Raw genomic sequence first — 12,835 nt, forward strand, 5'->3', positions numbered from 1 at the left:
AGACGGCGATGGAAGCAGACCGCCGGGATGACCGGCTGCGGAAAAGCGGGCAGTGCCCGCTTTTTTTGTGCCTTTTTTCAGGATCGACGTCCCTCGAAGAAGAGCGAAACACCCAGCAGCGTTGCTGCGAGACAGATCAGGCAGACGCAGACGATGCAAACGCCGATCCAGCCGGCAAGCGTCCAGGCCATGCCGCCGGCGAATGCACCGAGTGCACCACCGGAAAACGTCGAAACCATATACATCGTGTTCAGCCGGCCGCGGATTTCATGACCGATGGCAAATATCCGCGTCTGGTTGGCGATCTGGCCGCTCTGCAAGCCGAAATCGAGCAGGTTGACGGCAACGACCAATGCCAGAAGATGCGTCGTCCCCAGGGTGGCGGCAATCGCGAAGCTGGCGAGCAGGGCGCAGAAGGCAAGAGCATTCACCCGCGAGGAACCCCAGCGGTCGGCAAGTCGCCCTCCAATCGGCGCCATCAACGCACCGGGGGCACCCCACAGCCCGAAAAGGCCGGCAGCGGCGGCTCCGAGTCCGAAGGCAGGGCTGGCGAGATGGAATGCCAGCGTCGCCCAGAAAGCCGAAAAAGCGCCGAAAGCCAGGAAATTCATTCCCATCGACAACAGCAGCGGCCGGTGCTTCAACAGCGGCACGAGCGAGGCCAGCAGCTTGCCGTAGCTCATTTTCTGCATCATCTGCGGTCGCTGCGGCATGAAGGCCGGAACGAAGAAGAAAAGGATCAGCGTGAGAACCGCAGCCAAGCCGTACGACGCACGCCAGCTGTCGGTATATCCCGCCACAAGACCGGAGACTGTGCGCGACAACAGGATGCCCATGACCAGGCCGGTGGTCATCGTACCGACGACCCGGCCCCGCTTTTCTGCCGGCACCAGCGAGGTGGCGAGCGGTATCAGCACCTGTGGCACGACGGTGACCAGCGCAAGACAGGCGCTGGCACCGATAAGCACGCCAATACCTGGCGCAAGCGCCGCTCCGAGAAGGCCGATCGCCGTCAGCGCCATCAGCCAGCGCAGCAACCTGCGTGGCTCGGCAATATCGGCAAGCGGCACCAGCAGGAGAATGCCGAACGCGTAGCCGACCTGGGTCGCTACCGCAACCAGCGACGACACATGCTCGGGAACGCCAAAGCTAACGGCGATCTGGCCGAGCAGCGGTTGGCAGAGATAGATATTGCCGACCATTACGCCACAGGCGGCGGCCATCAAGGGTATGGTGCCGCGATGGATTTCAGGCAACGACTGCGAATTGGGCATCAAAAGACTCACATTGGCATAAGCGCGCAGAACGTCACGCTTCGGCTATCTTGTCGAGGTCACAGGGTGTGCCGATTATGCAATGCAGCATCCCGCTCGTGACCGAGGTAAGCGGCGGCCACAGCATTCGAGGTTGGCAACGGCCAATGTATCCGGGTTAGGATGTTCCAGTTCTCCAGCGACGTCTCCGATAGGCCAACCTATTGACCGCCAAGCCTACTCAACCCTTGCAAGCCAATCCAGCGGCTGTGCCGCACGGACTTCATGTCTTCACCGACGGCTGCGTCGAGCCCGGTTCCGGCGATGGAGGCTGGGCCTATGTCGTGTATCGCAATGGACTCGAGATATCCTCGGGCTGCGGCGGCGTCGCAAAGACCGCCAACAATGCCATGGAAATCATGGCCGTGCTGGAGGCAGCAGAATGGATCGCGAGCAATGCCGCCGGTGAAGATGTCGTGATCTGGTCCGATTCGCTGTACGCCGTCAGGGGCTGCAACGCCTTCCGGCAGATATGGAAAGGAAACGGCTGGAAAAAGATCGACGCCAACCCCAACGTCCGGCGGAGGACGATCGCCCATGCAGAGCTTTGGAAGATGCTCGATCTAAAGCTGTCGCAAAATCCGCTTGTCAGGATCGAATGGTGCAAAGGCCACTTCGGCATAGACGGCAACGAGCGCGCCGACGCGCTTGCCGACCAGGGCCGCCGCACGATCCAGCGGCAGGGCAGGCGGACGTGAGGACCCGGCCACGGATGGCCGGGCTTTGTCGTCGGATCAGGCTCAGTTGGTAGCGGGCGCCGGCGCGGCGGCAGCATCCGGCAGCGGTGCAGGCGTATCGGCCAGCGTCCGGAGATAGGCGATGACATTGGCCCGGTCGGTTTCCTTCGGCAGGCCTGCAAAGCCCATTGCCGTGCCGGGAATGTATTTCTTCGGCGCCGCCAGAAAATGCGTGAGATGGTCGTAGGTCCACTTCTCCGAGCTACCCTTGGAAAAATCCTTGATCGCTGCGGAATAGCCGAAGCCCTCATGCGAGGCGATCGGCCGGTCGACGATGCCGTAGAGGTTTGGCCCGACCTTGTTCGGCCCGCCCTTGCTGCCGTCATGACAGGCCTGACACTTCTTGAAGATTGTTTCGCCAACCTTGGCGTCGGCCTTCTGCAACAGCTGGGCGATCGGCGTTTCCGGCGCTGCCGCAGCAGTTTTACCACTGGCGCCACCGGCCGGTGCCGTCTCGTCGGCGACAATGATAAAGCCTGGCTTCTCCGGCGGCTCCGAAGCAAACAGCGCGCCGGACACCAGCGACACCGACTTCAACACGAACAACGTCGCCAAAAGCGCACCGAGTCCCATGTTCACGTAGGATGAATTCATCTGCTATGTTCCCCTCCCCGGCAAACCCGCCGGCCCCATCTTGAATTCGGCCGAAACCTGTGTCTTCTGACTGTCCCTTACAAAACTCTCCACCCAGCTCGGAACATCACACTTTTTGACATTTTTCCGACGGGAATAAAAGGCCAACAATGACGTACCTCGATATCGGCAAGACGCTGGTCCTCATCCCCGCCCGTCTGGCGTCTACCCGACTGCCAGGCAAACCGTTGGCCGACATTGCCGGCTTGCCCATGATCGTACAGGTTGCCATGCGCGCGCGCGAAGCGGCTATCGGTCGCATCGTCGTCGCCGTCGACCATTCCGACACGTTCGATGTCGTCAGAGACGCCGGCTTCGAGGTGGTGATGACCCGCGAGGACCATCAATCCGGCTCCGATCGCATTCACGAGGCGCTGCGCGCTGTCGATCCGGACGGTCGCATCGAGACAATCGTCAATGTCCAGGGCGACCTGCCGACCATCGACCCCGCCACAATCCGCGCTGCCCTGAAGCCGCTCGAAGATACCGCCGTCGATATTGCGACGCTGACGGTGGAAATCCGCGACGAGGAGGAAAAGACCAATCCCAACGTCGTCAAGATCGTCGGCTCGCCGCTGTCGGACAGCCGGCTGAGGGCACTCTATTTTACCCGCGCCACCGCCCCCCATGGCAAAGGGCCGCTCTACCATCATATCGGCCTCTACGCCTATCGCCGCGCGGCACTCGAGCGTTTCGTGACGCTTGCCCCATCGACGCTGGAAAAACGTGAATCGCTCGAGCAGCTGCGTGCCCTCGAAGCCGGCATGCGCATCGACGCCGAGATCGTTGACACGGTTCCGCTGGGTGTCGATACTCGGGCCGACCTCGAAAAGGCCCGCCGAATGCTCTCCGGCGCCTCTCTCTGACGGATTTTTCATGACAGCCAAGACCAACAAGATTGCCTTCCAGGGCGAATACGGCGCCAATTCCGACATGGCATGCCGCGACATGTTTCCCGGCATGGAGCCGCTGCCATGCCAGACCTTCGAGGATGCGTTCACCGCAGTCGACAATGGCGATGCCGATCTCGCGATGATCCCGATCGAAAACACAATCGCCGGCCGTGTTGCCGATATCCACCACCTGCTGCCGGAATCCAACCTGCACATCATCGGCGAATATTTCATGCCGATCCGCTTCCAGCTGATGGTGCTCCCGGGTGTCACCCATGACGAGATCCGCACCGTCCACAGCCACATCCATGCGCTCGGACAATGCCGCAAGATCGTTCGAGCCAACGGCTGGAAACCGGTCATCGCCGGCGACACTGCGGGCGCTGCAAAGCTGGTGCAGGAAACAGGCGACCGCTCGATGGCGGCGCTGGCCCCCCGGCTGGCCGCCGACCTCTACCATCTCGACATCATCGCCGAGAATGTCGAGGATGTCGAAAGCAACACGACACGCTTCGTCGTGCTGGCCCGCGACGAGGCATGGGCCGAGCGCACATCGAAGGACGAAAAGATCGTCACGACTTTCGTCTATAATGTCCGCAACATCCCGGCCGCCCTCTACAAGGCGCTTGGCGGTTTCGCCACAAACGGCATCAACATGACCAAGCTGGAGAGCTACCAGCTCGGCGGAAAGTTCGTGGCCACCCAGTTTTACGCCGACATCGAAGGCCATCCGTCGGACCCGAACGTCCGCCAGGCGCTGGAGGAACTGCGGTTCTTCTCCGAAAAGGTCCGCATCCTCGGCGTCTACAAAGGCCACCCGACGCGCGGCTCGATGTAGGCATTGCAACTGCCGACCGTCACACAGAAGGAAAACGCCATGGCCACGCCACCCCGCCGCCCGGTCAGCCCGATGGACGCCGCAGAGGCGCTATTCAAACCGACAAAGAAGCCCGTCGCCCCTGCAGTCGAGCGCCCTGCCGTGCCCAACACGAAGGAGATGGTGTCGATCAGGCTCGACAGCGACGTGCTCGCCCACTTCCAGGAAGACGGTCCCGGCTGGCAGGACCGCATCAACGACACGCTGCGTGCAGCCATGCTGGCCAAGGATTAGCATCCGGCCACACTCCATGCCGGGATAACGCGCAGAACGCATGGCTCCTGCAGCAGACCGGCAATTGAATGGACCCTCATGATCACCTTCCAGCCTATGCTTCCCGCAGAGTTCCCCGCATACCTGGATTACTTCATCGCTGACTACGCAGATGAAATTGCTGAGAACTATGCCATGTCTTCGGCCGCTGCGCGGATACTGGCTGAGCGCGAGGTCGCGGCGGAGCTTCCGGCCGGCCCGCAAACCGCAGGCCAGGAATTGCTCTGCATATTCAGCGAGCAGAACCCAGCGCAACCCATTGGCTATCTCTGGTATCGCTCCGACAAAGACCACCATTCGGCTTTTGTCTGCGACTTCTGCATACTCCCGGAGTACCGGGGACAAGGTCGCGGTCACTCTGCTCTGGCTGCCCTGGAAGCGATGATGCGGCAACAGGGATACACGGAGATCAAGCTGCGTGTGGCTGCCGATAACGCTCGCGCTCAACACCTATACGCCGTCGGCGGCTTTCGCGTCACTGGGCTCAATATGTCCAAACGCATCGGCGCTGAAGCGGTGCCGGAAAAAGCCCTCGCCAACGAGCCCATCATCTGACTTTCCGAATTGAGGGTGCACACACCTGATCCGGTGCATTCCGCGCGCTAAGTAACGATTACCGGCGGCAGGAGAATGCCGCGCAACAGGAGAGTTCTCATGAAGATCACCCGCAGCGGTTCGCTTCCCTCGGCCAAGGGCCCATCCGACTACTTCACCGGCACGGTGCGCATCGATGCGCCGTTCAAGGGCGAGGATCCGGCCCGGATCGGCGGCGCCACCGTCACATTCGAACCCGGCGCACGCACCGCCTGGCACACGCACCCGCTCGGCCAGACCCTGCTCGTGCTGTCCGGCCTCGGCCGTGCGCAGCGAGAGGGTGGCCCGATCGAAGAGATCCGCCCCGGCGACATCGTCTGGTTCGCACCGGGTGAGAAACACTGGCACGGCGCTGCACCTTCAACAGCCATGAGCCATGTCGCCATCGCCGAAGCGCTTGACGGCAAGGTCGTCGATTGGCTCGAGCACGTCACCGATGAGCAGTACGAGGGCTGATAGGATCACGCATCGGTCGCTGCAGGTGATGCCGGCTGACGCTTTGCAGCCTCGCGCCGGCACCACTCGTCGGCAGCACTGCCCATAGTCTGGCCGACAGCCGTCTTAAGCCAGCCCATGAAGGGGCGGTCGAACCTGAACCCTTCGCCACATTCCGCCTGGAAAAATCGACGGACGTTCCGCCTATTGCGATAGGATGCCGTCAACGGCGTCGCGCGCGTGATTTCACTGCTATGCCAGTCGAATGCCATTAGCCCCACTAACCGTCTACCCCTGCACCGCGTTGGTATCCGTCGCCTGGTTTACCCGTAATGCACCACGGTTCCATGCACCAAGCTCACGGCAGATCATCAATATGTGAATGGGCATGTTGCAGTGCAATGTGCTAAGTAGTTAGCTTACTACCTATCCACTACGATGAAGGTTGAAAAGCATGTCGGAAGATAAGAGCACACATCTGGTATCCGTTCTCAAGACCATGATCAGAGACCACGGCATGCCGCGGTCCCTGGATGAGATCACCGATCCGGACTTTCGCAGCATGGCAGTCGCGCATATCGATGAATTCGATGAAGCCCGCGATGAATGTGAAAGCGACCTCACCCTGAACTGATGCGGAACTGCGGTGCAGCCTACTGATCCGGTTCGCAAACACGCAGGCGATGGCCATCGGGATCGAGCGCCACGAAGGTCTCTCCGAAATCCATCGTCGTCAACTCCTGCGCAATCGGCATTCCCTGGCTGCACCACTCCCGGTAATGGGCGGCAATGCTGCCCTTGCCCGGCAGGGCAAAGCCGATTTCTCCGCGATTTCCAAGCGCTGAAGGCTGAGGTTCCACAGAACTACGACGCCAGAGCCCGAGCATGAAACCGTTATCGAGCGCAAAGGCGGCATAATTCGGCGAATCCGCCACGGGCTCGCGACCAAGAAGGCCGCGATAGAAACGACGCTCTCGGCCGGGTCCTTGACGTAGAGAATGATGAGATTGGGGTTGGTCATTTTCGTTGCTCCTTGTTGTCGATGGAGCAACGATAGCAGCAACCACTGACAGTTTATGGCAGCAGTGTGGGCAAGGCATCTGAGTTGTTCTTCTATGTTGCGCCACCGGCTTTCGCCTCGCCGAACTCCTCCATGACGGCCTCGATGAAGCTTTTGAGTTTCGGGGTCTGGCGGCGGTCGGGGTGGAAGAGAAGATGCATCGGTCGCGTCTCCGTCCGGTAGTCCGTCAGCACCCTGACGAGACGACCATCGGCCAGCATGTCCCGCGCGTGGTCGTAGGCAATCAGCGCGATGCCGAAACCGCCCACCGCAGCCGAGAGCAACCCCTTTGCATCGTTCACCCGCAAGCGCCCCTGCACCTTCGGTTCATAAACGCTGTCGCCCATCTCGAAACGCCAGTGATAGTTCTCCGGCTGCGACCACAGAGCCTGCCCCAGGCATTCGTGGTATTCGAGATCGGCAGGATGGGTCGGAGTTCCGCGTTCCCGCAGGTAGTCCGGCGAGGCACAGAGCACGACGCGAAACGGCGCAAGCCTATACTTGGTGAGGGTCGTGTCCCCGACATGCCCGATGCGGAACACTGCCTCGAAGGACTCCTTGACCGGATCGACATACTTGTCGTCGAGAACCAGATCGATTTCCACGTCGGGATATCGACGCAGATAGCGAGTCACGAGACCGATCAGGCTCTGTGAGCCGAACGAAACAGGAGCGTTTATGCGCAGGCGCCCCTGCGGTGTGCCCTTGGCCTGCTCCGCAACCGCATCGGCCCAGTCGGCATCGGCCAGCACCAGCTTGCACCGGTCATAGTAGGTCCGGCCGATCTCGGTGACGCTTTGCCGCCGGGTGGTGCGATAGAGCAAGCGTGCGCCGAGGCGCGCCTCGAGATAATTGACATGCTTGGCCACCATCTGCTGCGAGATGCCAAGCACAGTGGCAGCAGACGCAAAGGAGCCCATCTCTACCGAGGTGACATAGGCATTCATGCTGACGAGACGATCCATTCCCTACTCCTGGTAGTGATTGTTAGCATCCTATTGCGATTTATCGCGATGTGAACAGGAATTATGGTCCATTTGTCTCTCCACGAAGGAGACGGGCAATTCGGAGTATTTGATATGAAAATCGGAATTATCGGTGCCGGCAATATTGGCGGCGCGCTCGCAACCCTGCTTGCCAAGGCGGGACACCAGATCGATATCGCCAACTCGCGCGGTCCGGCCACGCTTTCGGAGTTGGCCACGAAAACAGGCGCACGCGCCGCGACCGTCGAAGCAGCTGTGCTCGACAAGGACGTTGTCGTCGTGACTATCCCCCTCAACGCCATCCCGTCGCTGCCTCGCGACCTCTTCGCCAAAGTGCCCGCGAAGACCATCGTCATCGACACCAACAACTATTATCCCCGCGAACGCGACGGCGCGGTGGCCGACATCGAAAACGGCATGACGGAAAGCGCCTGGGTGGCAAAGCAACTCGGCCGCGACGTGGTGAAGGCATTCAACATGATCTACGCCACGAGCCTCGCCGAGCTTGGCAAGCCGGCAGGCCAGCCGGGTCGCATAGCAATTGCAGTGGCCGGCAACGATCAGGCCTCTAAAGCCGTCGTCATCGGCCTGATCGATGAGATCGGTTTCGACGCCGTGGATGCCGGAAGCCTGGACGACTCCTGGCGCCAGCAACCGGGCTCGCCTGTCTATGTGAAGGATCATGACGCAGCCGGCGTACGCCAGGCGCTGACGGAGGCCAGCCCCCAGCGGACGGACCAGTGGAAGGCAACCCCACGCAGCCCCGGCACCTTCGACGCGCCTGCGTAAACGCCAGCAACCTGACGAACCAGATCATGCGCCTAACCCGCGCAGGGTCCGGTCGCCCTGCATCAGGCATTCCGGGCATAGTCGTCGATCTCGCGCCACTCTTTCATCAGCACCGCCCGACGGCGGGGATAACGACCGTCCTGAACGGTCATGTCGCCGATCCGGTCTGTGCGGAAATGTCGGTAGTCGCGGCGAAGCTCGCACCACGCGGCCATGATGCGGATATGTTCGAGATAGCCGAGCGCGAAGGGCCAGACCTTCCGGACGGAAACGGCACCGCTCTCGTCGGTATAGTTGAGCTCGAGAATGCGCTCCATTCGGATCGCCCGGCGGATGACCGAAAGATCCGCCTTGTCTTCGCTTATGCGGCGCGGACCGACCAGCAACGTCGCCGAATCGATCTCGTCGCGCATTTCTTCAGGCAGGACGGCAGCGATCTTGGCCATCGCATCGGCGCCGGCCGCGGCCAGTCGCGGCTCGGCAGCCCGCGCCACCCACCGCGAACCGAGCACCAGAGCCTCGATCTCGTCTTGCGAAAACATCATCGGCGGCAACATGAAGCCCGGCTTCAGCACATAGCCGACGCCGGCCTCGCCTTCGATATGCGCCCCTTGCGCTTGCAGGCTGGCAATATCACGGTAGAGCGTCCGCAGGCTCACGCCCGTCTCCTCCGCCAGCGCCGCCCCGGTCACTGGACGGCGATGGCGACGCAGGGCCTGCAGGAGAGTCAGCAGCCGCTCGGAACGGGCCATGGCAATATCCGCCTAGCGCTTCCACTCGATCCAGTCGCGCATCAGCCGGTGGGCTATGGCACCCTTCGGTGGCGAGGTATGGCCGGATGCATCCACCCGCTCCAGCATTGCCAGCGTCTCCTCCGGCGTAAACCAGCGACAATCGTCGAGCTCGGTGGAGTCGATGTGGATTTCGGTGGATTTCGCTTCGGCATAGCAGCCGATCATCAGCGAATGCGGCATCGGCCACGGCTGCGAGGCGTGATAGCGGATGCGGCCGGTGGCGATGCCGGATTCCTCGTGCGTCTCGCGGCGCACCGCGCTTTCGATCGTCTCGCCCGGCTCGACGAAACCGGCAAGGCACGAATACATTCCCGGCGGGAAGTGGTGGCTTCGACCGAGCAGACAGAGCCCTCGGGCCTCATCGACGACGAGCATGATGACAACGGGGTCGGTGCGCGGAAAAATCGTATGCTGGCAGGCCGTGCAGATGCGCTTGTAGCCGCCAATATGGCCTTCGCTTGCAGATCCGCAACGGCCGCAAAAACGGTTGTCGCTATTCCAGCGGAGGAGGCTGGCAGCCTGTGCCGCCTCGCCCAGAATTTCGCCTTCGAACAGATGCTCGCGCCACAGCGCCCGCATGTCTGTCGCCTTGTACTGGCTGGCAAGATCGTCGGCACCGACACCCACCGGCACCGCGAGCCGCGGCTCGCCGCTTTTCTTGTAGCCAAGCAGCACCGCATTATCCCAATCCGGATCGAGCTCGGCCAGTTCGTATTTGGCAAACAGCGGATCGAGGATCTGGCCGTCATGCTTCAGCACCAGCTTTTCGCCGGCAAAGGCCAGGATATGGGTCCCATCGATGGACAGCGCTTTTTCCACCGAGCTTTCATCGCGATGCTCAGAGTCGCGGTTCAGTGCGTTCTCGGCAAAGGCGGTAAGGCTGCTGGGCTCGGGGTGTGGCGCGTCGGAGGTGAAGAGGGAATGGCTCATGGGGACAGGGCTTTCTGCATTCGGGTCATGAAGGCGCGCATCTCGTCGTCCTCATAGGGCTCCTGATGGCCATGACCCCAGACGGGGCCCGGCCAGTTCGCATCCCCTTCGGACCGCGCAATGACATGAACATGCAGCTGTCGGACAATATTTCCAAGGGCGCCGACATTGATTTTCACAGCCCCAGTGACGCTCTTCAACGCGCTCGACACCATATTCGTCTCGAAGGTGAGCAAGGCTTGGTCGAGAGGCGTGAGCTCGAAAATTTCAGAGATTGCCTGCCGGCGCGGCACCAGCACAAGCCATGGCCAGCGGCGATCCTTCATCAGGCGCAGGTCGCAAAGACCTGTGATCGCAATAGACACTGTGTCCTTCGCCAGGCGATCATCGAGCACGAATGGGCTCATGGTGTCTCCTCCAGTATTTTTTCAAATGTTTAGCAGTTTTTTTGTGGGCGTGCTTGCATTTGATGGCGAGATTGCCGATATGTCGCTCCGGGAGGTTGGTGGTGGACGAGCCACTCGCCAACCGGGTCAGGTCCGGAAGGAAGCAGCCCCAACGAGCCAGGCACGGGTCATCGTGCCAGCCTCCCACCCTTTTCTCATAGCGATGTCCGGCTTGCCCGGCGACAAGCAGGGCGATGAGCGAAATCGAGCGACCAGCAAATTCAGCCGCGTCGACCGGCACCGGCTACAGGGTGCTGGCCCGCAAATATCGCCCCAAGGATTTTTCGGACCTGATGGTCGGCCAGGAGCCGATGGTCCGCACCCTGACCAATGCTTTCGAGACCGGCCGTATCGCCCAGGCCTACATGCTGACCGGCGTGCGCGGCGTCGGAAAGACCACGACCGCCCGCATCCTGGCCCGTGCCTTGAACTACAAGACCGCCGAAATCGACACGCCCACCATCGACCTGCGCATGCTCGGCGAGAACTGCCAGGCAATCATGGACGGCCGCCACGTCGATGTCATCGAGATGGACGCCGCCTCGCACACCGGCATCGACGACATCCGGGAAATCATCGAGCAAGTTCGCTATCGCCCGGTGTCGGCACGCTATAAAGTCTACATCATCGACGAAGTGCACATGCTGTCGACTGCCGCCTTCAACGGCCTGTTGAAGACGCTGGAAGAGCCGCCCGAGCATGTCAAATTCATCTTCGCGACGACGGAAATCCGCAAGGTGCCGATCACGGTGCTGTCGCGCTGCCAGCGCTTCGACCTGCGCCGCATCAGCGCCTCCGATCTCGTTGGCCTGTTCTCCACCATAGCTGCCAAGGAAGGCATCGAAGCCGAGGCTGAGGCCCTGGCGATGATCGCCCGCGCCGCCGAAGGCTCCGCCCGCGACGGCCTGTCGCTGCTCGACCAGGCAATCGCCCATGGCGGTGGCTCGGTGCAGGCCGATACCGTGCGCTCGATGCTCGGCCTTGCCGACCGCGCCCGTATCGTCGACCTGTTCCAGCATATCGTCAAAGGCGACGTTGCCGCTGCCCTTGCCGAATTCAACGGCCAGTACGAGGCCGGCGCCAACCCCGTGGTCGTGCTCACCGATCTTGCCGATTTCACGCATCTGGTGACACGCCTGAAATATGTGCCCGACTCGGCCAACGACCCCTCGCTGAGCGAGATCGAACGGGTCAGCGGCCTCGAATTTTCCCGGACGCTCGCAGTCACCACACTGTCGCGCATCTGGCAAATGTTGCTGAAGGGCATTCCGGAGACAGAAAACTCCTCGCGCACGGCGGGTGCCGCCGAAATGGTGCTGATCCGCCTCGCCCACGCCGCCCACCTGCCCTCGCCGGAGGATGCCGCAAGGCGCCTGGCCGAGATCGGCAGCGACAGCAGCGGCAGTCCGCGTCCCACCCCATCGGGAAACGGTAACGGCAACGGCGCTGGCGCTTCCGTTGCCTACCAGCCAGCCACATCCAGAAACGCCCCCGAGGCGGCCCCGCGCGCAAACAGCGGAGCAGCCACGATGCTGCGCGCCGTCCCAGATGCGGCACCGCAGCCTGTTGCCACCGGCCGCACCGAGGCAAAGCCCGTCGAGGCTCCGAAGCCCAGCGTCGCCATCCGGTCGATCGGCGATATTGCCGACCTCTGCGGCGTCAAGCGCGATCCACGGCTGAAGGCCATGGTGCGCACGTTCCTGCGGCCGGTGAAGCTCGAGCCCGGCCATCTCGATGTCAGCCTCGCGCCCGGCGCTCCCGGCACGTTGCTCAATGAGCTGGCCCTGAAGCTCAAGGAATGGACCGGCATCCACTGGATCGTCAGCCTCAGCCGCGATGGCGGAGCGCCGAGCGAGACAGAGGCGGAGACCAAGGCGCAAGCACAGCGCATGGTCGATGCCAGCCAGGACCCGGACGTTGCCGCGATCCTCTTGCAGTTTCCTGGCGCCAAGATCATCGACGTGCGCGTCCGCGCCGATCCGGATGACGATGCAGGCGATGAACCGCTCGCCGCGCCAGCCGTTGCCGAATCCGACGAAGGCGATATCCTGCCGGGCGATGACATAGAATTCTGA

General features: G+C 61.9%; 16 protein-coding genes, 1 other RNA gene and 1 pseudogene. 10 read left to right on the plus strand and 8 right to left on the minus strand.

Annotated elements, in window-relative coordinates; all coding sequences use genetic code 11:
• Positions 1-77: 77 nt before the first annotated feature.
• The gene (locus EQW76_RS22925) at positions 78-1,274 is read right to left on the minus strand and encodes an MFS transporter (RefSeq protein ID WP_142831488.1); all 1,197 of its coding nucleotides are present in this window, start codon (positions 1,272-1,274) and stop codon (positions 78-80) included.
• A 203-nt stretch (positions 1,275-1,477) separates the two neighbouring features.
• Here EQW76_RS22925 and EQW76_RS22930 point away from each other — a divergent pair, with 203 nt between their 5' ends.
• Positions 1,478-2,011 carry a ribonuclease H gene (locus EQW76_RS22930; RefSeq protein ID WP_142831489.1) on the plus strand — a complete coding sequence of 178 codons (534 nt, stop codon included), beginning with the start codon at positions 1,478-1,480 and terminating at the stop codon, positions 2,009-2,011.
• A 42-nt stretch (positions 2,012-2,053) separates the two neighbouring features.
• Here the strand turns inward: EQW76_RS22930 and EQW76_RS22935 are convergent, their stop codons facing one another.
• A complete protein-coding gene (locus tag EQW76_RS22935; RefSeq protein WP_142831490.1) occupies positions 2,054-2,644 on the minus strand; it encodes a cytochrome c family protein in 591 nt (196 codons plus the stop codon).
• A gap of 149 nt (positions 2,645-2,793) precedes the next feature.
• Here EQW76_RS22935 and EQW76_RS22940 point away from each other — a divergent pair, with 149 nt between their 5' ends.
• The 5 genes from EQW76_RS22940 (at position 2,794) to EQW76_RS22960 (ending at position 5,776) form a co-directional block, all read left to right on the plus strand.
• A complete protein-coding gene (locus EQW76_RS22940) occupies positions 2,794-3,549 on the plus strand; it encodes a 3-deoxy-manno-octulosonate cytidylyltransferase (RefSeq protein ID WP_142831491.1) in 756 nt (251 codons plus the stop codon).
• Between the two features lie 10 nt (positions 3,550-3,559).
• Entirely contained in the window at positions 3,560-4,414 is an 855-nt protein-coding gene (locus EQW76_RS22945) for a prephenate dehydratase (RefSeq protein ID WP_142831492.1), read from the plus strand.
• A 39-nt stretch (positions 4,415-4,453) separates the two neighbouring features.
• Positions 4,454-4,687 carry a BrnA antitoxin family protein gene (locus EQW76_RS22950; RefSeq protein WP_142831493.1) on the plus strand — a complete coding sequence of 78 codons (234 nt, stop codon included), beginning with the start codon at positions 4,454-4,456 and terminating at the stop codon, positions 4,685-4,687.
• Positions 4,688-4,765: 78 nt separating this feature from the next.
• Positions 4,766-5,281: a GNAT family N-acetyltransferase gene (locus tag EQW76_RS22955; protein ID WP_142831494.1), complete on the plus strand. Its 516-nt coding sequence runs from the start codon at positions 4,766-4,768 to the stop codon at positions 5,279-5,281.
• 99 nt (positions 5,282-5,380) lie between these two features.
• Positions 5,381-5,776 carry a cupin domain-containing protein gene (locus EQW76_RS22960; RefSeq protein ID WP_142831565.1) on the plus strand — a complete coding sequence of 132 codons (396 nt, stop codon included), beginning with the start codon at positions 5,381-5,383 and terminating at the stop codon, positions 5,774-5,776.
• 5 nt (positions 5,777-5,781) lie between these two features.
• Here the strand turns inward: EQW76_RS22960 and EQW76_RS29915 are convergent, their stop codons facing one another.
• Positions 5,782-6,027 carry a DUF6434 domain-containing protein gene (locus EQW76_RS29915; RefSeq protein ID WP_142831495.1) on the minus strand — a complete coding sequence of 82 codons (246 nt, stop codon included), beginning with the start codon at positions 6,025-6,027 and terminating at the stop codon, positions 5,782-5,784.
• Positions 6,028-6,209: 182 nt separating this feature from the next.
• Here EQW76_RS29915 and EQW76_RS22970 point away from each other — a divergent pair, with 182 nt between their 5' ends.
• Positions 6,210-6,389: a hypothetical protein gene (locus tag EQW76_RS22970; protein WP_111220881.1), complete on the plus strand. Its 180-nt coding sequence runs from the start codon at positions 6,210-6,212 to the stop codon at positions 6,387-6,389.
• A gap of 19 nt (positions 6,390-6,408) precedes the next feature.
• Here the strand turns inward: EQW76_RS22970 and EQW76_RS22975 are convergent.
• Both EQW76_RS22975 and EQW76_RS22980 read right to left on the minus strand, forming a co-directional pair.
• Positions 6,409-6,776 (minus strand): annotated as a pseudogene (locus EQW76_RS22975) (VOC family protein).
• 92 nt (positions 6,777-6,868) lie between these two features.
• The gene (locus EQW76_RS22980; RefSeq protein WP_142831496.1) at positions 6,869-7,780 is read right to left on the minus strand and encodes a LysR family transcriptional regulator; all 912 of its coding nucleotides are present in this window, start codon (positions 7,778-7,780) and stop codon (positions 6,869-6,871) included.
• 114 nt (positions 7,781-7,894) lie between these two features.
• Between EQW76_RS22980 and EQW76_RS22985 the strand changes: the two genes are divergently transcribed.
• A complete protein-coding gene (locus EQW76_RS22985) occupies positions 7,895-8,590 on the plus strand; it encodes an NAD(P)-binding domain-containing protein (RefSeq protein ID WP_142831497.1) in 696 nt (231 codons plus the stop codon).
• A gap of 62 nt (positions 8,591-8,652) precedes the next feature.
• Here the strand turns inward: EQW76_RS22985 and EQW76_RS22990 are convergent, their stop codons facing one another.
• Genes EQW76_RS22990 through EQW76_RS23000 form a run of 3 tightly spaced genes read right to left on the minus strand, consistent with a single transcriptional unit; the run spans position 8,653 to position 10,721 of the window.
• Complete coding sequence (locus EQW76_RS22990; protein WP_142831498.1) at positions 8,653-9,348, minus strand: YafY family protein; 696 nt, start codon at positions 9,346-9,348, stop codon at positions 8,653-8,655.
• Positions 9,349-9,354: 6 nt separating this feature from the next.
• On the minus strand, positions 9,355-10,314 hold the full coding sequence (gene nudC / locus EQW76_RS22995; protein WP_142831499.1) for an NAD(+) diphosphatase: 960 nt from the start codon (positions 10,312-10,314) through the stop codon (positions 9,355-9,357).
• Positions 10,311-10,721, minus strand: coding sequence for an HIT family protein (locus EQW76_RS23000; RefSeq protein ID WP_142831500.1), 411 nt, complete (start codon positions 10,719-10,721; stop codon positions 10,311-10,313). The genes nudC and EQW76_RS23000 overlap by 4 nt, the downstream gene beginning before the upstream one ends.
• 90 nt (positions 10,722-10,811) lie before the next feature.
• On the opposite strand from EQW76_RS23000, the gene ffs reads away from it, so the two are divergent.
• Both ffs and EQW76_RS23010 read left to right on the plus strand, forming a co-directional pair.
• Positions 10,812-10,908, plus strand: an RNA gene (ffs, locus tag EQW76_RS23005) — signal recognition particle sRNA small type.
• Positions 10,909-10,954: 46 nt separating this feature from the next.
• On the plus strand, positions 10,955-12,835 hold the full coding sequence (locus EQW76_RS23010; protein WP_142831501.1) for a DNA polymerase III subunit gamma/tau: 1,881 nt from the start codon (positions 10,955-10,957) through the stop codon (positions 12,833-12,835).

This window comes from Rhizobium sp. rho-13.1, from assembly GCF_007000305.1.
Classification (GTDB): domain Bacteria; phylum Pseudomonadota; class Alphaproteobacteria; order Rhizobiales; family Rhizobiaceae; genus Rhizobium; species Rhizobium rhododendri.

Bases quoted from the DNA above. Each gene is read 5' to 3' on its own strand.
- EQW76_RS22925 (WP_142831488.1), bottom strand. From the start codon at position 1,274: ATGCCCAATTCGCAGTCGTTGCCTGAAATCCATCGCGGCACCATACCC.
- EQW76_RS22935 (WP_142831490.1), bottom strand. From the start codon at position 2,644: ATGAATTCATCCTACGTGAACATGGGACTCGGTGCGCTTTTGGCGACG.
- EQW76_RS22940 (WP_142831491.1), top strand. From the start codon at position 2,794: ATGACGTACCTCGATATCGGCAAGACGCTGGTCCTCATCCCCGCCCGT.
- EQW76_RS22945 (WP_142831492.1), top strand. From the start codon at position 3,560: ATGACAGCCAAGACCAACAAGATTGCCTTCCAGGGCGAATACGGCGCC.
- EQW76_RS22950 (WP_142831493.1), top strand. From the start codon at position 4,454: ATGGCCACGCCACCCCGCCGCCCGGTCAGCCCGATGGACGCCGCAGAG.
- EQW76_RS22955 (WP_142831494.1), top strand. From the start codon at position 4,766: ATGATCACCTTCCAGCCTATGCTTCCCGCAGAGTTCCCCGCATACCTG.
- EQW76_RS22960 (WP_142831565.1), top strand. From the start codon at position 5,381: ATGAAGATCACCCGCAGCGGTTCGCTTCCCTCGGCCAAGGGCCCATCC.
- EQW76_RS29915 (WP_142831495.1), bottom strand. From the start codon at position 6,027: ATGGCATTCGACTGGCATAGCAGTGAAATCACGCGCGCGACGCCGTTG.
- EQW76_RS22970 (WP_111220881.1), top strand. From the start codon at position 6,210: ATGTCGGAAGATAAGAGCACACATCTGGTATCCGTTCTCAAGACCATG.
- EQW76_RS22980 (WP_142831496.1), bottom strand. From the start codon at position 7,780: ATGGATCGTCTCGTCAGCATGAATGCCTATGTCACCTCGGTAGAGATG.
- EQW76_RS22985 (WP_142831497.1), top strand. From the start codon at position 7,895: ATGAAAATCGGAATTATCGGTGCCGGCAATATTGGCGGCGCGCTCGCA.
- nudC (WP_142831499.1), bottom strand. From the start codon at position 10,314: ATGAGCCATTCCCTCTTCACCTCCGACGCGCCACACCCCGAGCCCAGC.
- EQW76_RS23000 (WP_142831500.1), bottom strand. From the start codon at position 10,721: ATGAGCCCATTCGTGCTCGATGATCGCCTGGCGAAGGACACAGTGTCT.
- EQW76_RS23010 (WP_142831501.1), top strand. From the start codon at position 10,955: ATGAGCGAAATCGAGCGACCAGCAAATTCAGCCGCGTCGACCGGCACC.